The sequence below is a fragment of the Sphingopyxis italica genome, from assembly GCF_011926545.1.
In the GTDB taxonomy this organism is placed as follows: Bacteria; Pseudomonadota; Alphaproteobacteria; order Sphingomonadales; family Sphingomonadaceae; genus Sphingopyxis; species Sphingopyxis italica.
In genome coordinates this window covers 42,452-63,401 of sequence record NZ_JAATIT010000003.1, presented here as the reverse complement: position 1 = coordinate 63,401, position 20,950 = coordinate 42,452, and the positions used below count along the sequence as shown (strand labels likewise).

The window sequence follows — 20,950 nt, the reverse complement described above, 5'->3', positions numbered from 1 at the left end:
AGAGACACGGTGTTGGGTTTGCAGGGCAAGGTAGCGATCGTCACAGGCGGCGGTCAGGGTATCGGCAGGGCGCTTACGCTCCGCCTAGCAGCCGAAGGTTGCAAGGTCGCGATCTTCGATCTCAAGGCGGAAGCCGGTGAGGAAACCGCGGGCATCGCGGGCGAGGGCGCGGTTATCAAGACCTACGCACTCGACGTCAGCGACCAGGCGGCGGTGAACGCGGCGGTCGAGGCGGTCGAAGCCGACCTCGGTCCCGTCTGGGCGCTGGTCAACAACGCCGGCTGGGACAAGCCCGCGCCGTTCCTCGCGACCGACAAGTCGCTCTGGGACAAGATCATCGCGATCAACCTCTACGGGCCGCTCTTCACCCATCATGCGGTCGCACCGCGCATGGTCGCGCGCGGCGGTGGACGGATCATCAACATCGCGTCGGACGCTGCACGCGTCGGTACCAGCAACGAAGCGGTCTATTCGGCCTGCAAGGGCGGCCTGATCAGCTTCACCAAGTCGGTCGCGCGCGAGCTTGCCTCGAAGGGCGTGCTGCTCAATGTCGTCTGCCCGGGACCGACCAACACGCCGATGATGGCGAGCGTGCTCGGCGAAGGCGAACAGGCGGTCAAGTGGAAGGATGCGATGGTTCGCGGCATTCCGCTGAAGCGCATGGGGGAGCCCGAGGACTATGCGGGTATCGTCGCTTTCCTCGCATCCGACGATGCGGGCTTCATCACCGGCCAGACCTTCTCGGTCGCCGGTGGCATGAACATGATCTGATCTGCTCATGTCCGAAGGGCCGCCTCCCGGCTATGCGCTCGTCGATCTAGGCAAGGGTTATAGCGCAAGGTTCGGGCCGGTCTTCATCGACCGGTCGGGCCAGCGCATGGCCTTTCGCGTCGACGAGCAGCATCTCAACCCTGTCGACACCTGCCATGGCGGGGCGCTCGCGACCTTTTCCGATGCCATGATCGTCGCGGTCTGGCCGGGCTGCGAGTCCGGCGAGGCGCACACGCCTACGATCACGCTCAGTGTCGACTATTTCGCGCCCGCGCCGTCCGGCGCGCTCGTCGAGGCGCAGGTCGAGCTCGTGAACCAGACCCGCACGATGCTGTTCGTCCAGTCGCTGCTCACTATCAAGGGACGCAGGATCGGACGCGCATCGGCAATTTACCGCAAACCCGAACCTTCAGGAGAGACAAGATGATCGACCCCACCACTTTCGAAGACGTGATTTACGAGGTCCGCGGCCGCGCCGCCTGGATCATCATCAACCGGCCGAAGCTCTACAATGCGTTCCGCGCCCAGACGATCGAGGAACTCATCGCCTCGTTCAAGCTCGCGGCAGACGACAAGGGCGTCTCGTCGGTGGTGCTGACGGGGGCCGGCGACAAGGCCTTTTGTACCGGCGGCGACCAGAGTGCGAAGGACGGCCAATATGATGGTCGCGGCATCGTCGGCCTGCCGATCGACGAACTGCAGTCGATCATCCGTGACATTCCCAAGCCGGTCATCGCCCGCATTAACGGCTTCGCAATTGGCGGCGGCCATGTCTTCGCGACGCTGTGCGACCTCTCGATCATGGCCGACACCGCGAAGCTCGGCCAGGTCGGCCCTAAGGTCGGTTCGGTCGACGCGGGCTGGGGCACGGCCTTCCTCGCGCGGCATGTCGGCGACAAGAAGGCTCGTGAAATCTGGTATCTGAACCTCCAGTATAGCGGGCAGGAGGCGCTCGAAATGGGTCTCGTCAACAGGGTCGTGCCCGCTGACGAGCTCGACGCCGCCGTCAACGAATGGACCGACATCATCGCGCAGCGCTCGCCTACCGCATTGGCGCTCGCCAAGCGCAGCTTCAACGCCGACAGCGATAATATCCGCGGCATTAGCCAGTTTGGCCTGAACGCGGTCAAGCTGTTCTATGACACCGAGGAATCGAAGGAAGGCATGCGCGCCTTCCAGGAGAAGCGGGCGCCCGACTTCCACAAATATGTGAAATAGGGCGGACGAGCGACCGACATGGCTCCCGTACCCTTCGATCCCGCCGATATTGCCGAGCTGTTGCCGGCCGGCGGGCGCGTGCTGGTGACGGGAGCCTCGGGCGAATCTGTGCTCCTTGCCGAGGCGGTGATGGCAGCGGGCGAGGCGATCGGCGCGATGACCTTCACTGGCATCTTCGTGCCGGGGCTCAATCGCTATAGCTATCTTGCGAGCGCTACGGCGCGCGTCGAGACCTTCTTCGTGACCCCGCCGCTCAAGAAGGATCTGGGCGGGCGCGTCGAACAGCTGCCGCTTTGCTACAGCGACATCCGCCGCCGGCTGCGCGAGGTGCAGATCGACGCGCTGATCTGTATGGTGACACCGCCCGACGACCAGGGCCTTTGCAGCTTCGGGCCCGCGGTTGATTTCGCGGCCGAACTCTGGCCGCATATCCCGATCCGGATCGCGCACATCAATCCCGCGATGCCGCGAACGCGCGGCGACAGCGGCATCCCTTTCAGCGCGCTCACCGCCTATGTCGAGCAGGCGGCGGGATTCGACGGCGAACCCGACGGCACGGCCGATCCCATCGCCGAGGCGATTGCTGGCCATGTCGCACCCTGGATCACCGATGGCGCCACGCTTCAGACCGGGGTCGGCAAGGTGCCGGGCGCCATCTTGCGCGCACTCACCGGTCGGCGGAACCTGCGTATCCACAGCGGGCTCGTCGGCGACGAGGTTGTCGATCTTCTCGAGGCGGGCGCGCTGGCATCGGGGCAGGCGGTCACCGCGGGTGTCGCGATCGGCTCTCGCCGGCTCTACCATGCGATCGAAGGGACGGAATTCGCCTTTCTTCCCGCCGCGGTCACGCACGACCGCGCGATCATCGCGGGCATTCCCAATTTCGTCGCGATCAATTCGGCGCTCGAGGTCGATCTTCTCGGCCAGGTCTTCTCCGAATTCGGGCCGCGCGGGCTGATATCGGGTCCGGGCGGAGCGCCCGATTTCACGGCGGGCGCGCGGCAGGGCGGGGGGCTTCGCGTCATCGCGCTGCCGGCCGCCGCCGATGGCGGAGCCATCAGCCGCATCGCGCTTCCCGGCGCCTCGTCGGGCCCAGTCACGCTCGGCCGCATGGACAGCGACATCATCGCTACCGAGTTCGGCGCCGCCGATATCCGGGGGCTATCCTACGACGAGCGCGCCGAAGCGCTCGTCGCCATCGCCGCCCCGCAGCACCGCGAGGCGCTGACCGCCGGTTGGCGCGCCTATGCGGCGAAACTTTGAAAAGGACGAAATATGAGCAAGGTCATCATCAGCTGCGCGATCACCGGATCGATCCACACCCCGTCGATGTCGCCGCATTTGCCGGTGACGGCGGAGGAGATCGCGGCAAGCGCGCTCGCCGCCGCCGAGGCGGGCGCCGCGATCGTCCACCTCCACGCGCGCAATCCCGAAGACGGGCGCCCCGACCAGAGCCCCGAGGCTTTCGAGCCCTTCCTCAAGGTCATCAAGCAATCGTCGAATGTCGTGGTGAACCTCACGACCGGCGGCTCGCCCTATATGTCGGTCGAAGAGCGGGTACAGCCCGCCGCGGTCTGGAAGCCCGAAGTCGCAAGCCTCAACATGGGGTCGATGAACTTCGGGCTGTTCCCGATGCTGAAGCGCTACAAGGAGTTCAAGCATGAGTGGGAGCCCGCCATGCTCGAAGGAAGCCACGATCTCGTCTTTCGCAACAGCTTCAAGGACATCCGCTACGCGCTCGAAACGCTGAACGCGACCGGCGCGCGCTACGAGTTCGAATGCTACGACACGAGCCATCTCCATAATCTCCATTATTTCTGGACCGAGGGCCTCGTCCAAGCGCCGCTGTTCATCCAGACCTGCTTCGGGCTCCTTGGCGGCATCGGCCCGCACCCCGAAGAAGTGCTGCACATGAAGCGCACCGCCGACCGCCTGTTCGGCGACAATTATCGCTGGTCGGTGCTCGGCGCCGGTGCGTCGCAAATGAAGATCGCGGCGCAGGCAGCCGCGCTTGGCGGCCATGTCCGCGTTGGCCTCGAGGACAATCTCTGGCTCGACAAGGGTGTGCTCGCCCCGAGCAATGCCGCGCAGGTGACGCGTGTGCGCAAGATCATCGAAGGCCTTGGACTGGAAGTGGCGACGCCGGACGATGCACGGGAGATTCTCTCGCTCAAGGGCGGCGACAAGGTCGGCTTCTGACGATGCGCACCCTCGCCGACGTTCCCGCAGCCTTTCCGCCCGATCGCCTCGCGATCGTGCACGGCGCGGCGCGTTGGACCTGGGGCGATCTCGATCGCCGCTCGGCACAATGGTGCGCGTGGCTGACCTCGCGCGGTGTGACGGCCGACGATCTCGTTGCCTTCGCGCTGCCCAACGGGCCCGACTTCATCGCGCTCGCCTTCGGCATTTACCGCGCGGGCGCCACCCCGGCGCCGATATCCTGGAAGATCACGGCGCATGAGCGCACAGCGATCATCGCCGTCATGCAGCCCCGCCTCGTCGTGGGCGGGGAGGAGGGGCCTGCGCCGGGCGATCCGCAGGGCGAAGCTTCGAGGCATGTCGCGGCATCGTGGAAGGCTTGTACGAGCGGCGGCAGCACGGGCGTGCCGAAGGTCATCGTCGACGGGAGAAGCGCAGGCTTTCCCGAGGGGACCGACTTCATCGGAATTCCGGCGAACAGCTGCGTGCTGGTACCGGGGCCGCTCTATCATAACGCGCCCTTCAGCGCGGCGGTCTTCGCCCTCTGGAAGGGCTCGACGATCGTCACGATGGACAAGTTCGATGCCGTGACGGCGCTGGGGCTGATCGACGACGAGGGCGCTACATGGGCGCTGATGGTTCCGACGATGATGCACCGGATCATGGCGCTCACGCCGACGGCGCGCGCCTGTCACGACCTCTCGCGCTGGGCGATGGTGGTCCACACGGCGGCCCCGATGGCGCCCTGGCTCAAGCAGGCGTGGATCGAATGGTGCGGGCGCGATCATATCTGGGAAGTCTATGGCGCCACGGAGGGTCTGGTGCGCTGCTGGATCGGCGGGCGCGAATGGCTTGAGCGCCCGGGTTCTGTCGGGCGTCCGATCGGCGGCGGGCGCCTCCGGATCCTGCGCGACGACGGGCAGGAGTGCGAGGCGGGGGAGGAAGGCGAAGTGTTCGCCATGCCCCCCGGGGGGCCGGGCTCGACCTATCGCTATATCGGCGCCGAACGGCGGGCCACGTCCGATGGGTGGGAATCGGTCGGCGATATCGGCCGGCTCGATGCCGATGGCTATCTCTACCTTGCCGACCGGCGCACCGACCTCATCATCTCGGGCGGCGTCAACGTCTGGCCGGCCGAAGTCGAGGCGGCGATCCTCCGACACCCGGCGGTCCGCTCCTGCGCCGTCGTCGGCATTCCGCACCCCGATCTCGGTCAGGCCGTTCATGCCGTTGTCGAAGCCGATACGGGCACGCTCAGCCTCGCCGAGCTTGGCCAGTTCCTCAATCCCTGGCTTGCGCGCGAAAAACATCCGCGCAGCCTCGAAATCCGGGCCCAGCCCGTGCGCGACGACGCCGGCAAGGTCCGCAAGGGCCAGCTTGCGCCCGCCCCCTGACCGAAGGAAAGACGATGACCAATCCGCCGCCCGCCATGGAACAGTTCCGGCTCGAGTTTCAGGACAATGGCCTCGTCCATCTTGTCTTCGACGCGCCGGGACGGACGATGAACGTCTTCTCGAACGCCGCGATCCATGAGCTCAAGGCCTTTGCGGCCTGGCTCGGTACGAGCGATGTCCTCGGCGTACTTGTCCGGTCGGGCAAGGACAATGCCTTTTGCGCAGGGGCCGATCTCACCGAACTCGGCGTTGCATATGACATGATCGTCGCGGCGCCGGCGCGCGAACGCTTCACCATCGCCTTCGACCATTTCTTCCCGCTGAGCGCTGCCCTCCGCGCGCTTGAGACCGCCGGCAAGCCGGTGGCCTCGGCGATTGCCGGCCTCGCGCTCGGGGGAGGCTGCGAGCTTTCGCTCGCGACGCACTACCGTGTTCTCGTCGACAGCCCGCGTGCCGCGCTCGGGCTTCCGGAATCGCTCGTCGGTCTGCTTCCCGGCGCGGGGGGGACGCAGCGCCTCCCGCGCCTCGTCGGCGTCCAGGCCGCCCTGCCGATCCTGCTCGAGGGCGCTCGCCTCGCTGGACAGGCGGCGCTCGATGCAGGCCTTGTCCATGCGCTCGTCCCGGAGGGCGACGAAGTCGCGGCCGCCGAGGCCTGGCTTCTCTCGCGGCCGGAAGCCGCACAGCCGTGGGACAAGGAGGACTGGCTCGATCTGGGGCCGGCCTCGGTGTCGGCGCAGATCGATCCGGTGCGCGCCCGTGTAATGGCAGAGACCGAGGGCTATTATCCGGCGCCGATCGCGATCCTCGACTGTATCGAGTTCGGTCTCCCGCAATGCTTCGATGGTGCGATCCGCAGCGAAATGGCGATCTTCGCGCATCTCATTCAGCGCCCCGAACCGCGGAACATGATCCAGACGCTCTTCCTTGGGAAGACCGACTATGATCGGCACGCCCGCAAGGAGACGCTTCCGGCCTTCATTGCCGATGTCGTAGCGGCCTTGCAGCCCTTGAAAGGCCGCTTAGGTGACGTGGCTGCGCGCGAGAGCGCCGCCGAAGCCATTGCACCCTTTGCGGACGGACGCGCCGACGAGGATCTGCGGATGGCCGACTATGCGGTGGTCAGCCAGCTTGGCTATCCGGCCTATTTGGGCGGTCCGTTCGCGTCGCGCCGCGCCGCGTCGACATGACCGGTCACGTCGTCGAAATGGATATAGCGCATCAGGCTCTTGAGACGGAGAAGCGCGAAGAAGTCGACCATGTGACGAATACCGGCATGGAAGATGCGCGCGGCCTCGGCGTCGTCCATTCGTCCCTCGGTCGCATCGATGAACCGCTGCGATTCCTCGCGGGCGACCATGTCGGCGGGCTTGGCGTAGAAATCGACGACGGTCGGAGGAAACCCGTTTTCCTCGGTATAGCCCTCGGCGCGCATCAACTGCCAGATCGTGACGATGCGGCTGTCCATGATGCTGAGGGCAGGGCCTTTGGGCGTGTCGAGGATCTCGACGATCCCAAGACCCTGAAAGACCTTCGCGTCATGCTCGGCATAGGGCCAGGCCGCGGTCAGCGTTTCAAGCAGGACCTCGCCGTCCATGCCGACGCGCGCGGCGACCAGCGCCTCGAGGTTGCGGAAGGCCGCGGCATCGACCCGGCCTTCGCTGTTCTGCCCGCGTAGCGCTTCCTTGATCTGGGGCAGGGTGAGGCCGTCGTCGCGCTGAAGCTTGCGAACCGCGAGCACGGCCTGGACATGCGCCTCGCCATAGTCGGCGACATTGGGTGCCGGGCGCTCCGGCTCCGGGAGGAGCCCGTGCCGAAAGTAAACCCGGATCGTCTCCCGGTGGACCCCAGTCCTTTTTTCGAGATCGCGCATCTTCACGCGCCCCGAATAAGCCTTCCCTTGCGCCGAGGGCAACGCAAAAAATCGCTCATAAGTCGTCAAATGATAAAGTGCTTTATCGTAATGCGTATATATGTTACGCATTGAGTCGGAGAGAGGAGTTCCGACGATGGACTATACGCGTTATTATGTACCCGTGCTCGTGCAGCTCGCCGCTTATGCGGGGTTCGCGCTCGGCGGAAACTGGGTTTTCATCGGCATCGCCTCGCTCCCGCTTCTCGGCCTGATCGACTCGGTTCTCCCCAATGATATGCGCCCGCGCGAAATGAAGCGTGGCCTGATGGCGGACCTTCCGGTGTGGCTCGCGACGATCCTCGCCGTCGGTCTCTATTTCATGGCGGCCTTCTGGGTCCGCTCGGCCGAAGCGATCACGCCCTGGCAATATGCCGGTGCGATCCTCTCGCTTGCCTGGATGAGCGTTGTCCCGCTGGTACCGGCCTCGCACGAACTCTATCATCAGCGCGGCAAGCTGCGCCGGTTCATCGGCACCTATTCGCAGGTCTGCTATCTCGACTGCACCCGCGAGATCGCGCATGTGACCGGTCACCACCTCGACGTCGCGACCGAACATGACGGCGATACCGCTCGGCGCGGGGTCTCGCTTTACGCGTTCACAGGGAATGCCGTCATTCAGAGCACGCGCGATGCGTGGCGGATGGAAAGCGACAGCCTCGAAAAGCAGGGCTATGGACGCTGGTCGATCCGCCACCGCATCTGGAAGGCGCTTCTCGCGCAGCTCGTCATGCAGAGCCTCGTTTTCCTGATCGGCGGCTGGACGGCTGTTGCGGTGGTGCTCGCGGGTATGGTCGGCGCACGCTTCTGGGTCGAAAGTTTCAACTATTTCCAGCATTACGGGCTCATCCGCATCGAAGGCGGCGCAATCGCCCGCCGTCATGTCTGGAACCATCTGAAGCCCTTGTCGCGCGTGATGGGCTTCGAAATCACCAACCATGCCGACCACCACACCGACAGTTTCGCGGCCTTCCACGAACTGCGTCCCGACCGCCAATGGATCCCGATGCCGAGCGTCTTCGTCTGCTTCTTCTCGGCGCTCATCCCGCCCGTCTGGCATAATATGGTGATCAAGCCGGCGCTGAAGAGGTGGGACAATGAACTGGCGACGCCTGAGGAACGCGAGCTTGCGAGGGCGCAAAACCGCGCCGCGGGCTGGCCCGACTGGTTCGACGAAAAGCCTGCAGGCGCCTGGGCCGCCAGCTGATGGCCGCGCGCCACCTGCTCTATATCCTGATCGCGGTCGCCTCGGCGGCCGCGGCCTGGTTTCACGGGATCGCGTGGGTGAGGGAGGGCGGCAATCTGCTGCTCCTGCCGACCTTCTTTCTCGATGCCTATCGCAGCGGCAGCGCCGCCGCCTTTCTCACCATCGACATATTGGCGGCCTGGGCGGTCTTCATGATCTGGGTCGTGCCCGATGCGGTGCGGATCGGGCTTGGTGCGCGCAAGGGCTGGCTCTATTTCGGCCTGTCCTTCATCGGGACCTGCTTCGCCTTCCCGCTCTATCTGGTCGCGCGCGAACGCCATCTCGCGAAAGCCGGCACGGCCGGCTGAGCGCGGCGAGCGGACGGGGCGCCGCGCGGCGGCGCCCCGGGGCTCATCCCATCACATAGATTGATTTGGTGCGCTGGTAGCCGGCGAGCGTTTCGGGGCCGAACTCGCTGCCCATGCCGCTCGCCTTGATCCCGCCGAACGGCGAGCCGAGCGACGGCATATAGCCGTTGACCCCGATCGTTCCGCTCTCGACCTTCCGGGCAACGGAGATGCCGCGTGCCTGGTCCTGGCTCCACACCGAGCCACCGAGCCCGAATTGTGAGGCGTTTGCGATCCGCACGGCATCGGCCTCGTCGGTGTAGCGGATGATCGAAAGGACGGGACCGAAGATCTCTTCCTGCGCGATCACCGCATTTTCGTCGACATCGGCAAACACGGTGGGTTCGACGAACCACCCGCTGTTGTGACCCTTGGGTCGGCCGCCGCCGGCAACGAGCCGGGCTTCGTCGCGGCCCTTGGCGATATAGGATTCGACCCGGTCGCGGTGCGCCGCGGACGCCATCGGTCCCACATGCGTCGCCGGATCGAGCGCGTCGCCGACCGTGAAGCTCGACACGGTCCCCGCCACCGCTTCGACGATCTCGTCATAGCGCCGGTCGGGGACGAGAAGGCGTGTGCCATTGTAGCAGGCCTGTCCGTTGTTCAGCATGCTGACCATCGGAATGGCCGGCAGGAAGGCTGCGAGATCGACATCCTCGAGAAGCAGTGCGGCGGACTTGCCGCCGAGTTCGAGGGTGACCGGGCGGAGGAGCTGGCCGCATTGCGCCGCGATCGCGCGCCCCGCGCCGGTCGAGCCGGTGAAGGCGACCTTGTCGACCCCGGGATGCGAGACGAGATAGGCGCCGACCTCGCGGTCGGCCGCGACGATGTTGATGACGCCGGCGGGCACGCCGGCGGCCAGCGCGGCCTCGGCGACGAGATAGCTATCGAGAACCGTACCGGGCGAGGGCTTGATCACCAGCGTGCAGCCGGTGAGCATCGCGGGCGCGATCTTGCTGAAAGCGAGCGTTACGGGGAAGTTCCACGGCACCACTGCCGCAACGACGCCGACCGGCGCGCGCTCGACAAGCGTTTCCTGGCCCATTTGCGAAGGGCGGCTTTCACTGAGCATGATGCCGTCGGCGAGGCTGGCATAATATTGGAGAACGCCCGCCGGGAATTGCGCCTCGAGCATGTTGGCGAGAGTCACCGGCATGCCGTTCTGCAGGCTCACAGACTCGGCGATCGCACTGCCGCGCGCGACGAGTTCCGCCATGAAGCGCAGCATGATCTCGGCGCGGTCGGCGGGCTTCATCCTTGGCCAGGGCGAATGGTCGAAGGCGTGCCTGGCCGCCGCGACTGCGGCATCGATGTCGGCTTCGCTGCCTTCGGGTACGGTCGCGACCTGTTCTCCGGTCGAGGCGTTCTGGATGCGAAAGGTCCGGTCCGACGCGGGCTTGACCCACTGGTTGCCGATGAAAAAACTGCTGCGATCGAGGCTCATCCCATTCTCCCGTGAGTCATGCGCCGGTGCTGGCGTCTGTAAATTTGTCGTAGTGAATATCGGGCAGGCCGATGCCTGCTTCGCTGAGCGCGTGGATCCCCGCGTCGATCATCGGCGGTGGTCCGCACATATAGCCCTGCGCGCCCGGTCCGAGACGCTCGAGCGCCTGCGCCACATAGGCGGTGACGAAGCCGTGCCGATATTGGGGGTTCTGCTCTTCGGAGAGGATCGGCCAATAGTCGAAACTCGCAGTCCAGCCGCTGCGGATCGCAGCGATCGCTTCGGCGGCGTAGAGATCGCGCGCGCCGCGGCCGCCGAACAGGAGAATGCAGTCCCGGCGGACGCGGCGGTTTGCCGCATCCTGAAGGAGGCTCAGCAGTGGCGCGAGCCCCGAGCCGCCCGCGATGCAGAGGATCGGGCCCTTGCCCTCGCGCAGCCAGAAATTGCCGTGCGGTCCATCGATCTCGAGCGTTTCGCTCGCGAGGGTGCCGCCGAACAGACGATCGGTGAACTGGCCGCCCGGAACGTGGCGGACGAAGAAGCCGGGCTCGAGGGTGCCGCCCGGAGCCGGGGCGTCGGCAAAGCTGTACGACCGGTGGATCGCGCCGTCGCCCCAGTGAATATTGGCATATTGCCCGGCCTTATAGTGTATCGGTTTATCAACTTTGAGAGCGACCCGCTTGATGTCGTGCGTGAGCTCGCTGGCACCGGTGAAGGCGGCCGGCTGACGGATGATTTCCTCCGAGGCGCTCCCCCCGATTTCGACGTCGAGCACGAGGTCGGACCTGGGCAGTGCCTGGCACGCCAATATATAGCCCGCATCGAGCTCCTCGCGGCTCAGCGTATAGCCAAAGGGCGTGATTGCCTCGACTTTCCCGGAGATCAGGCGGCTGCGGCACGACCCGCAGGTCCCCACCGTACAGTCGTGGGGATAGGCGATTCCCTCGGCGAGCGCGCGTTCGAGAATCGTCGCCCCCGAACCGACCTCGAACCGGTCGCCCGACGACTCGATTTCGACGGTGCGAGCGGGCGCCTTCCCAAAAAGCTTGGATAACAGCGACATTCGGCATCTCTCTCAAAATTCGTAAAGTGGTTGACATGTTTGTGGCACAGATTATTTTGCGTATCAAGGTCACGCAATAAATTGCGGACATGATCGCACCGGATCTCCCCGTCCGAGTGCCAAAGGGAGAGCGATAGTGAAGAGCCTTATGTCCGCGAGCGTGCTCGCCGTTGCGATCGCCAGCCTGTCGACGCCCGCTTCTGCGCAGGAAGCGCCGGCGGACGAAACGGGCACCACCCAGGATCAGGTCGGCCTCAGCGACATCATCGTGACCGCGACCAAGCGGTCCGAGAATCTGCAGGATGTGCCCGTCGCGGTCTCGGCCATCTCGTCCGAATCGCTCCAGAACAAGGGCGTGTTCGAGACGAGCGATCTCAACAACACGATGCCGAACTTCCAGGTGTCCTCGCCGTACGGCCAGCAGCAGCCGAACTTCTCGGTGCGCGGCGTCGGTGTCGGCACCGAGTTCAACGCCAATGCGGCATCGCCGGTCGGCGTCTATGTCGACGAAGTCTATCAGGCATTCCGCTCGAGCCATGGCCAGCAGCTCTACGATCTCAACCAGATCGAAGTCGTGCGCGGCCCGCAGGGCACCCTCTATGGCCGCAACACCACGGGCGGCGCGGTGAACTTCATTACCAAGGCACCGCAGCTCGAAGGGCAGGAGGGCTATTTCACCGCCGGCTACGGCAATTACAACCGCATCAACCTCGAAGGCGCGATCGAAGTCACGCCGTCGCCCGACAAATTCGGTATTCGCCTCGCCGCTACCTATGTGGACGCCGATTCCTATATCAAGAACCGGCTGCCCGAAGGCCCGAGCACGGCGGCTGGCGGCGGCGCGTCGGGCCTGAACTTCAACACCGGCCGGAGCCCCGGCGGCACGCAGAGCTACGGCCTTCGCCTGTCGATGCGCTGGAAGCCCGTCGACACCGTCGACCTGAAGCTCAAGGTCTATGCAGCCGAAGCCGAGGGCGGCACTGAAAGCCCGATCCCGACCGGCTCGTCGCGCAACAGCGACGTGATCAGCTACACCAATCCCAACTTCCTGCTCGGCGGGCTGTTCTCGGCGCTTGCCCCGGCGGGTCTGCTGCCGACGAGTTACAGCCAGTCGGGCCGCGGCCTCGGGATCAATGAAGTCGAACTCGACTCGGTCGGCGTCGCGACCTCGCGGGCCCGCGGCGTGGTCTTCGATGCCCGCATCGATCTCACCGATAATCTGAAGCTCATCTCGGTGAGCGGCTATGACGACGGTCTCTATGCCCAGTCGTCGACCGACTGCGACGGCACGCCGCTGCGCCTCTGTGCGATCGGCTACCGGTCGAAGTTCAGCGCGTTCAACCAGGACGTCCGTCTCGACTTCGATGGCGGGCCGTTCAAGGCGATCGTCGGTGCCTTCTACGGCAAGGACAAGGTGACGGGGGACAACACCCCCGACTTCTTCAACTTCCTGCGCGATGTGCGCGCCGCCGTCGGACTTCCGGCGAGCTATTTCAACCCGGGCGGCGCGTTCAATGGGACCGCGCTTTCGGCAGGCTCGCTCCCGACCGGCATCTATGCGACCCAGCATTTCGTCCAGAAGCGCACCTCCTACGCGGCCTATGGCGAGGCGAGCTACGAGCTGACGCCGACCCTCAAGTTCACTGCGGGCCTGCGCTATACGAAGGACAAGAACCGGTTCCTCGACGGTGTCACCACCTATTATGACGACACCGGCACGGCGCGCCTCATCACGGTGTCGGACTTCCAGCAGGGCGGGGCCTTCGCTCCCTATTTCCTCCAGGACGTGCGTGACGAAGCCGGCAATGTGGTCATTCCGTCTTTCCAGGGTCTCGGCATTCCGCTTCCGGGCGGCCTCGAGAACCAGGGTTCGGCGGGACGTGTGACCGGACGCGCGATCGTCGACTGGAAGCCCGTCGACGATGTCATGGTCTATGCGAGCTACAGCCGCGGCTACCGCTCGGGCACCTTCAACGGCCTGGCCTATGGCAGTGCCAACCAGGTATATTTCGTGAAGCCCGAGCAGGTCGACGCGTTCGAAGGCGGGATCAAGTCGCGCTTCTGGGACAATCGCGCCCAGTTCAACGTCTCGGCCTTCTACTATAAATATAAGGGCCAGCAGGGACAGGTCGTCGACGCGTCGGCCACCGCGAACCTTATTTCGCTCGACGGGACGCTGAAGGGGCTCGAGGTCGAAGCGATCGTCGAGCCGGTCAACGGCTTCACGCTGAGCGCCTCCTTCGGTCTGCTGGACTCGAGCTACAAGGGCGGCGATTGCCCGGCTGATCCCTCGACCATTCCGAACTTCCCGGCCCAGCTCGGCAGCTGCGTCGTGTCGTCGGGCGGTCCGGTCAGCGTCGGGGGTAATCCTTTCCCCTATGCCGCGAAGCAGTCGGCCTCCTTTGCCGCCGATTGGGACGTCATCGACGACGGCGACAACAAGCTGACGCTGCACGGCGACGTCAACTACACCGGCCAGTTCTACTTCGACTCGTTCAAGGATTACAGCCGCGGACCGTTGCCTGCCGTGGCATCGGGCAAGTTCGGCGACGGCAATGGCAAATATTGGGTCGCCAATGCCCGCGCGACCTATACGATGGGCAATTATTCGCTCTCGGTCTGGGGCAAGAATCTGACGAACAAGCTCTACTACCCGTTCGGCATCAGCCTCGAGAATCTGTTCGGCACCGGATACCGGGTCCGTGCACAGCCCCGCACTTACGGCGTCGAGGCCACATTGCGCTTCTAACGAAAAAGGGGGTGTCGCGGCCCTGACACCCTCCCGTCAGGGCCGCGGCGCAATTACCGACTAGATATCAAAAACGGAATGGAGAGAGATGATGTTAGAGAGCAATGTCTGGGTCGAACCGGATATGGACGTCGATGCCGTTCACGATGGTCGCCATGTGCTCCCCGACGTCGCCATGGGACGCGAGTCCATTCCCTATATCGTTGTGCTTCCCGAGCATCAGATCGCCTTCTTCACCTATACCTGGGTGTCGAAGGACAGCGTCGCCGGCGCGGCGCTCGCGGTCTTCGGCCCGGGCGTCGGCGGCGATCCGATCCAGCAGCGGCTCGCCGACAGGCCGGTGCCCGCGGACATGGGCTTCGACGATTGGCGCATCGAGGGTTTCGAGATGCAGCAGGATCTGAAGTTCGGCTCGGCGCATGTTCGCTGGGAGACGCCCGAAGCCACCGTCGACTATGAGTTTACCGCAACCCATCCGCCCTACGCCTATGCATCCGACCCGCGCGGCTGCCCGGCCTATTGCGCCACCGACCGGATCGAGCAGGCGGGCCGCGTCAAGGGCACGCTGCGGATCGGCGACCGCGTGATCGAGTTCGACGCGACGGGACACCGCGACCATAGCTGGGGCACGCGCGACTGGGTGCCGTTCCAGCAATATGAGTGGTTCGTCGGGCAGGTCGGCGACGAGATTTCGGTGCATTTCTGGCGCTTCAATGCGCTCGGCAAGGAAAATGTCCGCGGCTATGTCTTCAAGGACGGCAAGGCCTCACGCGTTTCCACTGTTGCCGTCGACGTGACCTACGACGACCAATATTGGCAGACCGGCTATACCGCTGAGATCGTCGACGAGGCGGGCCGGACGACGAGCGTCAGGACCGAGGTCTTCGGATGCTACACGCTGAAACCCGTTCCCAATTGCAGCCTCAACGAAAGCGGCGGCCGGTCCTTCATCGACGGCAAGGAAGGGGTCGGCTGGATGGAATGCTGCTGGCCCACCGATTATCTGGAGCATATTCGTGCAAACGGACCTTATTGAGCGCCCCGTCGTGCGGAACGACATGGAAGCCGTCCATCGGCACATCATCGATCGCCGCAGCGCGAACCGGACCCTGCCGCCCTACCGCGCGGCGCTGACCGAAGAGATCGTCGAGATCCTCTCGAGCTTTTTTGCGAAAGAGCGACCCGGCGCGGCCGTCTCGGGCGTTCGCCGCGTCGGCGGAGGGGCCTCGAAGGAGCAATTCTTCTTCACGCTATCCGAGGGCGGTGCGGAGGAGAAGTTCCTGCTTCGTATGGACCCGCGCTCGGCGATCACCGAGACGGACCGCGAGCGCGAGTTCGTTCTGATCGGTGCGATGCGGGGACGGGTTCCCGTTCCCGAACCGGTGTGGATCGACAATGACGCGAAGCATTTCCCGCAGTCGGCCGCGATCCTGCGCGTCGTCTCGGGCGTCACCAAGCCGAGCGATGCCGGGGTCAAGGTGTCCGGCCTCGGCACGTGGCTCGGCCCCGATCTTCGCGAGAAGATCAAGGACCAGTTTCTCGACCATCTCGTCGAGATCCACCGCTACGACTATCGCGCCAATCCGCTCCCCGGGTTCGAGATCCCCGAGGCGGATGCCAAGCAGGCCGCGCGCTGGGCCTATAATTACTGGCGCGAATTGTGGGAAGTCGACGAGGGCGAACCCAGGCCCATCATGTCGCTCGCGACCCAATGGCTCGCGGACAATATGCCCGACACCGCCGAGCTCGTGATGCTGCACGGCGACTACCGGACCGGCAATTATCTCTTCGACGAGGCAAGCGGCGAAATCACCGCGCTCCTCGATTGGGAGCTGGCCCGGATCGGGGATTATCACGAGGATCTCGGCTGGGTGCTGATGGAGATTTTCGGTAGCTTCGACGGTGAGGGGGTCTTTCGGGCCAGCGACCTGTTCGAGCGCGAGGAGTTCATCACCGAATATGAGCGGCGTTCGGGCCGGACGGTCAACCGCGAGACGCTCCACTATTACGACGTGATGTCGAGCTGGAAGTGCAACGTCATCGTCGCCGCCAACGGCCTGGCTGCGGCGCGGTCGCAGCATAATCACCAGGATGTGCTGCTCACCTTCCTGGGCGCTGCGGCGCCGATGTTCGCCAATGATCTCGTCCGCCTGCTGAGCAAAGGAGCCGGAGAATGACACCGACGACCGACGAGCGCCTCGCAAGCGTCATCCGTTCGCTGACCGAGGTGGTCCTGCCGCATCTTCCGGCGGACGCGTCGCTGGCGCAGGAGCAGGTCCAGCTCGCCATCGGCCATCTGCAGATCCTCCGTCTCCAGTTCGATTCCGTCCTCGGGTTCGAGGCGGAGGAACTTGCGGACACCGAGGCGCTCGCTTCGGAGCTCGCTGCGGCGATCGATGGCGGGCGTGATACGTCGGCTGCGGTGGCCGCCCTGAAGGCGGCCATTGGAGCCGTAAATGCCGATGTCCGCGGGTCGCTGACGGGTCTCAACCGCGCGATCGAACGCGTGGTACAGGCCGTTTCGGCGGACGGTGCGGAGGGAGCGAAGGCGCGGCTTTCCGAAATCATCCTGCGCCGCGAAGGCAATCGCGTCGAGAAGGATCGCCGCTGGTTCCTGCCTTACGGTTTCGACACGATGGACGCGGCGGCATGATCCGCCCGGAGGACGCAGAGTTTCATTTCTCTCAGGGCTCGCACTGGCAGTGGGTCGAGACCATAGCGCTCCCGTTTTGCGTTCCCGAGGCGAACATCAATGTCATCGTCTATGTGGTCACGCGGCCGATGCTCGGCGTGTGCATGGCCGATGTGACGATCATCGACCGGATTACCGATCTTTGGGAAGAGCAGGCCTATGTCGACAATCAGCAGCATATGCCGTGCCCCGCGAAGCTCAGCGACTTCAGCTTACCGAACGGTCTGACCGTGCGGGCCGTCGACCCGGTCAACCATTATCAGGTCGAGTATCAGGGGATCGACGATACCTGGTTCAAGCTCGACTATCATGCGCTGCACACCGCCTATGACATCAACGACCCGGCCATGGATCCGCTCGCGGCGAAGCGAAACGGTCCCGCGTGGGACAGCAGCTGGTCGGGCCATTATGAAATGACCTACCGCATTACAGGCGAACTTTGCGTTCGCGGCCAGCGCATGGCGGTTGACTGCGTCGAGACTGGAGACCGTAGCTGGGGGCCGCGGCCCGAGCGCGAAAATGGTGCCGTCATCTGGTGGCATGTGAGCTTCGGCGAGGCGCTGACCTGCCATATGTTCGTCCAGCACGACATCGCGAAGACCAACGAATTCGGGGCGCTCATCAGCGGATATATACTCGAGGACGGTGAGCTGTCGGGACTTGTCGAGGCCAAAGGCCGCAACGAGTATCGGCGCGTGATGCCAATGGGCGGCGAGGTCAGCGTGACCGACGCGCGCGGAAAGACGTTCGATTTCACCTTTTCGACCGTCAATGGCTGCTACTGGGCGCCTTATCCGTCGAACACCTATCTGCAGGCCTCCATGCGCGCCGCGCACAAGGGCCTCGTCGGCACGGGCGTGCAGCAGCTCGGCCTCAGTCGCGCCTATCTCACGCGTCACCGCGACGCGATCCGCCAACGCTACTGACTTCGGAGAATATCCATGAAAGCTACCGCAGCGATCGTTCGCGCCGTCGGGGGTGACTTCTCGATCGAGGACATCGAAGTCGCCGAGCCGCGGGGCGCGGAGGTACGCGTGCGCATCGTCGGCGTCGGCATGTGCCACACCGACCTCGTCGCGCGCGATGGCTTTCCCGTGCCGATGCCGATCGTGCTGGGCCATGAGGGCGCCGGGGTCGTCGAAAGCGTCGGCCCCGAGGTCACCGATCTGGCGCCGGGCGATCATGTGGTGCTGAGCTTCGATAGCTGCGCGGCCTGCCCGACCTGCGACGAGGGACTTCCCGCCTATTGCCATCAGTTCCTCGGCAAGAATTTCGCCGGGGTGCGTCTCGAGGACGGCACGTCGCCGCTCAGTCAGGCAGGCGATGTGATTCACGGCAATTTCTTCGGCCAGTCGTCATTCGGCGCCTACGCCGTCGCGCACCGGCGCAACACGGTGAAGGTCGATCCGGCACTGCCGCTCGAAATCCTGGGCCCGCTCGGGTGCGGCATCATGACCGGCGCCGGCTCGGCGGTCATCTCGCTCGGCATCCGGCCGGGCCAGTCGCTGGCGATCTTCGGGGGCGGCGCGGTCGGTTTGTCGGCTTTGTTGGGTGCGCTGGCAGTGGGTGCAGGCCCGGTGATTGTCGTCGAGCCCAATACCGAGCGCAGGGCGCTCGCGCTGGAGCTCGGCGCAGCGCATGTCATCGACCCGGCGGCGACTGAAGACGTCCTCGCCGCGGTCAAGGAACTGTCGGGCGGCGGCGTCAATCACGCGCTCGACACGACGGGAATACCGGCGGTCGTCGCCGTCGCGGTCGAGACGACGGTGGCGCATGGCACGGTTGGTCTCGTCGCGGTTCCGCCGCCCGAGGCGATGCTGCCCGCCAATATGATGTCGATGCTCGTTCGCGGCACGACGATCAAATATATTACCGAGGGCGACGCCGATCCGCAGGAATTCATCCCGCGCATGATCGGCTGGTACCGGGACGGCAAATTTCCGTTCGATCGCCTGATCCGCAAATTTCCCTTCGCGGAGATCAACGCAGCGGCGCACGCGTCGGAAGACGGTTCCGCGATCAAACCCGTCCTCATATTGTGAAGCTGCCGGGCCGCGTGCCGACGAGATCATGACCGGCGTCTCGAATTTTCGCGATTTTGGCGGCATGGCGACCGTCGCGTCGCGCCATGTCCGGCGGCGGCTGCTCTATCGCTCCGGCCAGACCGGACCGCTCGGCGACATGCCCTTCGACGAACTGTCGGGCCTGAACTTCTCGGTCGTCGCGGATCTCCGGTTCCCGGACGAGGCTGTCGCGGCCCCGATGCCGTGGCCGGCGGCGAACGCCGGAAAGGTCCTCGCGATCGGCGGCGCGATAAAGGGCGGCACGGCCCCGCATCACGCCTTCATGAGCACCCGGTTCAAGACGGTTGACGAGGTTCGGGCACGCTATCTGGATTTTTACAGCGGGTTGCCCTCCGACCCGCGCTACATGTCGCTGATAGGCCGGACGCTGACGGCTGCCGCCGACGCCGAGGGGCCCGTCCTGATCCACTGTTCGGCCGGGAAGGACCGCACAGGGATCGTTTGCGGCCTGATCCTCGCGCTGCTCAATGTCCCGATGGATGCCATCGTCGAGGACTATATGATCTCCGCCGCACCCGAGGCGACACGGGCGTTGCGCCCCGAAATCCTGCGTCGGATCGAAGCGCATGGCATCGCCCAGCCCGACGAGGATATCCTCGAGGCGATGCTGACCGTCGAGCCCGACTATCTGCTCGCGAGCTTCGCCGCCATCGCGCGCGAATTCGGATCGCTGGCCGCCTATCTCGATGCAATCGGGGCAGCGCCGCCGCTCGCGAACCGCCTGCGCAGGCGTCTCCTCCAATAGGGTCTCACCGGCCAGCACGGCTGGCGGCGCGAGCGTTCCGCCTTGTTGATAAACCTGTTGAGCCGCTGTTCTCGCTGAGCGCGAGATTGTGACATTTCGACCGGCAGGGCGAAGTCCTCAGGAAATTCGAAGATATACTCGGTCGGAGACCTGGTCCGGCACGGCGCTTGACGTTCACGTAAGCGGCATATAGTAATCCTGTTTACATAAAATATCTGCTAAAACGGGAGCGGAGAGACCATGGGTTCGAACGCAAGCGTAGCGCCGCGCACAGCCGACGCATCGACGCCATCTGGCGGCGGTGCAGGGGCCGCGCTGATCGTTGGAGGGTCGTCCGGCGTGGGATTGGCGACCGCGCACCGCCTTGTCGCGCAGGGCATTACCAGGATCGCGATCGCCGCCCGATCGGTCGAGCGCGGCGAAGCCGCTGCCGCAAGTCTTTCGTCCGCCACGGTCGAGGCGCGCTTCTTCGCCTGCGACGCGAACGATCCCGCGGAAGCGGTCCGTCTCGTCGATGAGGTTGAGGCCGCTTTCGGCGCCATCGACCTCCTCGTCGTCTCCACCGCGGCCGCCGTGCTGCCGCGCCTCCTTGGCGACATCGAGCCCGCCGAGATCGCGCGCACCCTCGTCGATCAGGCGGCGGCACCGATGGTCATGAGCCGGGCGGTCCTGCCCGGAATGCGGGCGCGTGGTTCAGGGTCGATTGTCGTCGTTGCGTCGGATGCGGCCAAGTCGGCAACGCCGGGCGAAACCGTTATCGGGGCTGCGATGGCCGCGATCACCATGTTCGCGCGGGCCATGGCGATGGAGGTCAAGCGCGACGGTATCCGCGTCAACGTCGTGACGCCCTCGCTGATCAGCGGCACGCCGATCTACGACCGGCTGATGGAGGACGAGTTCAGCGCCCGCCTGTTCGGCAAGGCGGCGAAGCTCGCCTCGCTCGGCGTCGCCGATGCCGACGATGTCGCGGCAACGATCGCTTTCCTCTGTTCGCCCGATGCAGCGCGCATCACGGGCCAGGCGATCAGCGTCAACGGAGGCATTTCGGCGGCCTGATCCGCACAGCGGACCGGCCTGGACAGACAATCG

General features: G+C 65.0%; 20 protein-coding genes. 17 read left to right on the top strand and 3 right to left on the bottom strand.

Annotated features, from left to right (window positions below; all coding sequences use genetic code 11):
• Positions 1 to 9: 9 nt before the first annotated feature.
• The 7 genes from GGR90_RS11515 to GGR90_RS11485 are packed head-to-tail and all read left to right on the top strand — an operon-like array spanning position 10 to position 6,769.
• Entirely contained in the window at positions 10 to 771 is a 762-nt protein-coding gene (locus GGR90_RS11515) for a glucose 1-dehydrogenase (RefSeq protein ID WP_167921610.1), read from the top strand.
• A gap of 7 nt (positions 772 to 778) precedes the next feature.
• Positions 779 to 1,198 carry a PaaI family thioesterase gene (locus GGR90_RS11510; RefSeq protein WP_167921609.1) on the top strand — a complete coding sequence of 140 codons (420 nt, stop codon included), beginning with the start codon at positions 779 to 781 and terminating at the stop codon, positions 1,196 to 1,198.
• Positions 1,195 to 1,989, top strand: a complete 795-nt coding sequence (locus tag GGR90_RS11505; protein WP_167921608.1) for an enoyl-CoA hydratase-related protein — start codon at positions 1,195 to 1,197, stop codon at positions 1,987 to 1,989. The genes GGR90_RS11510 and GGR90_RS11505 overlap by 4 nt, the downstream gene beginning before the upstream one ends.
• Positions 1,990 to 2,007: 18 nt before the next feature.
• Positions 2,008 to 3,252 (top strand): acetyl-CoA hydrolase/transferase family protein, encoded by a 1,245-nt coding sequence (locus tag GGR90_RS11500; protein WP_167921607.1) that lies wholly within the window; start codon positions 2,008 to 2,010, stop codon positions 3,250 to 3,252.
• Between the two features lie 12 nt (positions 3,253 to 3,264).
• Entirely contained in the window at positions 3,265 to 4,188 is a 924-nt protein-coding gene (kce, locus tag GGR90_RS11495; RefSeq protein ID WP_167921606.1) for a 3,5-dioxohexanoate:acetyl-CoA acetone transferase, read from the top strand.
• Positions 4,189 to 4,190: 2 nt separating this feature from the next.
• A complete protein-coding gene (locus GGR90_RS11490; RefSeq protein WP_167921605.1) occupies positions 4,191 to 5,582 on the top strand; it encodes an AMP-binding protein in 1,392 nt (463 codons plus the stop codon).
• A 14-nt stretch (positions 5,583 to 5,596) separates the two neighbouring features.
• A complete protein-coding gene (locus GGR90_RS11485; protein ID WP_054735036.1) occupies positions 5,597 to 6,769 on the top strand; it encodes an enoyl-CoA hydratase-related protein in 1,173 nt (390 codons plus the stop codon).
• Here GGR90_RS11485 and GGR90_RS11480 read toward each other — a convergent pair.
• Complete coding sequence (locus tag GGR90_RS11480) at positions 6,724 to 7,452, bottom strand: MerR family transcriptional regulator (RefSeq protein WP_167921604.1); 729 nt, start codon at positions 7,450 to 7,452, stop codon at positions 6,724 to 6,726. The genes GGR90_RS11485 and GGR90_RS11480 overlap by 46 nt on opposite strands.
• A 136-nt stretch (positions 7,453 to 7,588) precedes the next feature.
• On the opposite strand from GGR90_RS11480, the gene GGR90_RS11475 reads away from it, so the two are divergent.
• Entirely contained in the window at positions 7,589 to 8,698 is a 1,110-nt protein-coding gene (locus tag GGR90_RS11475) for an alkane 1-monooxygenase (RefSeq protein WP_167921603.1), read from the top strand.
• Entirely contained in the window at positions 8,698 to 9,045 is a 348-nt protein-coding gene (locus GGR90_RS11470; protein ID WP_167921602.1) for a DUF2834 domain-containing protein, read from the top strand. Before GGR90_RS11475 ends, GGR90_RS11470 begins: the two co-directional genes overlap by 1 nt.
• A 43-nt stretch (positions 9,046 to 9,088) precedes the next feature.
• Here GGR90_RS11470 and GGR90_RS11465 read toward each other — a convergent pair whose 3' ends face one another.
• Positions 9,089 to 10,528, bottom strand: coding sequence for an aldehyde dehydrogenase (locus tag GGR90_RS11465; protein WP_167921601.1), 1,440 nt, complete (start codon positions 10,526 to 10,528; stop codon positions 9,089 to 9,091).
• Between the two features lie 16 nt (positions 10,529 to 10,544).
• On the bottom strand, positions 10,545 to 11,591 hold the full coding sequence (locus GGR90_RS11460; protein ID WP_167921600.1) for a 2Fe-2S iron-sulfur cluster-binding protein: 1,047 nt from the start codon (positions 11,589 to 11,591) through the stop codon (positions 10,545 to 10,547).
• Positions 11,592 to 11,727: 136 nt separating this feature from the next.
• Between GGR90_RS11460 and GGR90_RS11455 the strand changes: the two genes are divergently transcribed.
• The 8 genes from GGR90_RS11455 (at position 11,728) to GGR90_RS11420 (ending at position 20,917) form a co-directional block, all read left to right on the top strand.
• Entirely contained in the window at positions 11,728 to 14,340 is a 2,613-nt protein-coding gene (locus tag GGR90_RS11455) for a TonB-dependent receptor domain-containing protein (RefSeq protein WP_167921599.1), read from the top strand.
• 91 nt (positions 14,341 to 14,431) lie between these two features.
• A complete protein-coding gene (locus tag GGR90_RS11450) occupies positions 14,432 to 15,376 on the top strand; it encodes a DUF7064 domain-containing protein (RefSeq protein ID WP_167921598.1) in 945 nt (314 codons plus the stop codon).
• Complete coding sequence (locus GGR90_RS11445; RefSeq protein ID WP_167921597.1) at positions 15,357 to 16,517, top strand: phosphotransferase family protein; 1,161 nt, start codon at positions 15,357 to 15,359, stop codon at positions 16,515 to 16,517. The genes GGR90_RS11450 and GGR90_RS11445 overlap by 20 nt, the downstream gene beginning before the upstream one ends.
• Positions 16,514 to 16,993 carry a hypothetical protein gene (locus GGR90_RS11440; RefSeq protein WP_167921596.1) on the top strand — a complete coding sequence of 160 codons (480 nt, stop codon included), beginning with the start codon at positions 16,514 to 16,516 and terminating at the stop codon, positions 16,991 to 16,993. Before GGR90_RS11445 ends, GGR90_RS11440 begins: the two co-directional genes overlap by 4 nt.
• Positions 16,990 to 17,958 carry a DUF7064 domain-containing protein gene (locus GGR90_RS11435; RefSeq protein WP_167921595.1) on the top strand — a complete coding sequence of 323 codons (969 nt, stop codon included), beginning with the start codon at positions 16,990 to 16,992 and terminating at the stop codon, positions 17,956 to 17,958. Before GGR90_RS11440 ends, GGR90_RS11435 begins: the two co-directional genes overlap by 4 nt.
• Positions 17,959 to 17,973: 15 nt before the next feature.
• Positions 17,974 to 19,074, top strand: coding sequence for an NAD(P)-dependent alcohol dehydrogenase (locus tag GGR90_RS11430; RefSeq protein WP_167921594.1), 1,101 nt, complete (start codon positions 17,974 to 17,976; stop codon positions 19,072 to 19,074).
• A 28-nt stretch (positions 19,075 to 19,102) separates the two neighbouring features.
• A complete protein-coding gene (locus GGR90_RS11425; protein ID WP_167921593.1) occupies positions 19,103 to 19,861 on the top strand; it encodes a tyrosine-protein phosphatase in 759 nt (252 codons plus the stop codon).
• A 240-nt stretch (positions 19,862 to 20,101) separates the two neighbouring features.
• Positions 20,102 to 20,917, top strand: coding sequence for an SDR family NAD(P)-dependent oxidoreductase (locus GGR90_RS11420; protein WP_167921592.1), 816 nt, complete (start codon positions 20,102 to 20,104; stop codon positions 20,915 to 20,917).
• The last annotated feature ends 33 nt before the right edge of the window (positions 20,918 to 20,950 follow it).

What these genes read in the sequence shown, in the direction of transcription:
- GGR90_RS11500 (WP_167921607.1), top strand. Translation starts at nt 2,008, where the DNA reads ATGGCTCCCGTACCCTTCGATCCCGCCGATATTGCCGAGCTGTTGCCG.
- GGR90_RS11430 (WP_167921594.1), top strand. Translation starts at nt 17,974, where the DNA reads ATGAAAGCTACCGCAGCGATCGTTCGCGCCGTCGGGGGTGACTTCTCG.
- GGR90_RS11440 (WP_167921596.1), top strand. Translation starts at nt 16,514, where the DNA reads ATGACACCGACGACCGACGAGCGCCTCGCAAGCGTCATCCGTTCGCTG.
- GGR90_RS11420 (WP_167921592.1), top strand. Translation starts at nt 20,102, where the DNA reads ATGGGTTCGAACGCAAGCGTAGCGCCGCGCACAGCCGACGCATCGACG.
- GGR90_RS11505 (WP_167921608.1), top strand. Translation starts at nt 1,195, where the DNA reads ATGATCGACCCCACCACTTTCGAAGACGTGATTTACGAGGTCCGCGGC.
- GGR90_RS11470 (WP_167921602.1), top strand. Translation starts at nt 8,698, where the DNA reads ATGGCCGCGCGCCACCTGCTCTATATCCTGATCGCGGTCGCCTCGGCG.
- GGR90_RS11485 (WP_054735036.1), top strand. Translation starts at nt 5,597, where the DNA reads ATGACCAATCCGCCGCCCGCCATGGAACAGTTCCGGCTCGAGTTTCAG.
- GGR90_RS11480 (WP_167921604.1), bottom strand. Translation starts at nt 7,452, where the DNA reads ATGCGCGATCTCGAAAAAAGGACTGGGGTCCACCGGGAGACGATCCGG.
- GGR90_RS11510 (WP_167921609.1), top strand. Translation starts at nt 779, where the DNA reads ATGTCCGAAGGGCCGCCTCCCGGCTATGCGCTCGTCGATCTAGGCAAG.
- kce (WP_167921606.1), top strand. Translation starts at nt 3,265, where the DNA reads ATGAGCAAGGTCATCATCAGCTGCGCGATCACCGGATCGATCCACACC.
- GGR90_RS11490 (WP_167921605.1), top strand. Translation starts at nt 4,191, where the DNA reads ATGCGCACCCTCGCCGACGTTCCCGCAGCCTTTCCGCCCGATCGCCTC.
- GGR90_RS11460 (WP_167921600.1), bottom strand. Translation starts at nt 11,591, where the DNA reads ATGTCGCTGTTATCCAAGCTTTTTGGGAAGGCGCCCGCTCGCACCGTC.
- GGR90_RS11425 (WP_167921593.1), top strand. Translation starts at nt 19,103, where the DNA reads ATGACCGGCGTCTCGAATTTTCGCGATTTTGGCGGCATGGCGACCGTC.
- GGR90_RS11435 (WP_167921595.1), top strand. Translation starts at nt 16,990, where the DNA reads ATGATCCGCCCGGAGGACGCAGAGTTTCATTTCTCTCAGGGCTCGCAC.
- GGR90_RS11465 (WP_167921601.1), bottom strand. Translation starts at nt 10,528, where the DNA reads ATGAGCCTCGATCGCAGCAGTTTTTTCATCGGCAACCAGTGGGTCAAG.
- GGR90_RS11475 (WP_167921603.1), top strand. Translation starts at nt 7,589, where the DNA reads ATGGACTATACGCGTTATTATGTACCCGTGCTCGTGCAGCTCGCCGCT.
- GGR90_RS11450 (WP_167921598.1), top strand. Translation starts at nt 14,432, where the DNA reads ATGTTAGAGAGCAATGTCTGGGTCGAACCGGATATGGACGTCGATGCC.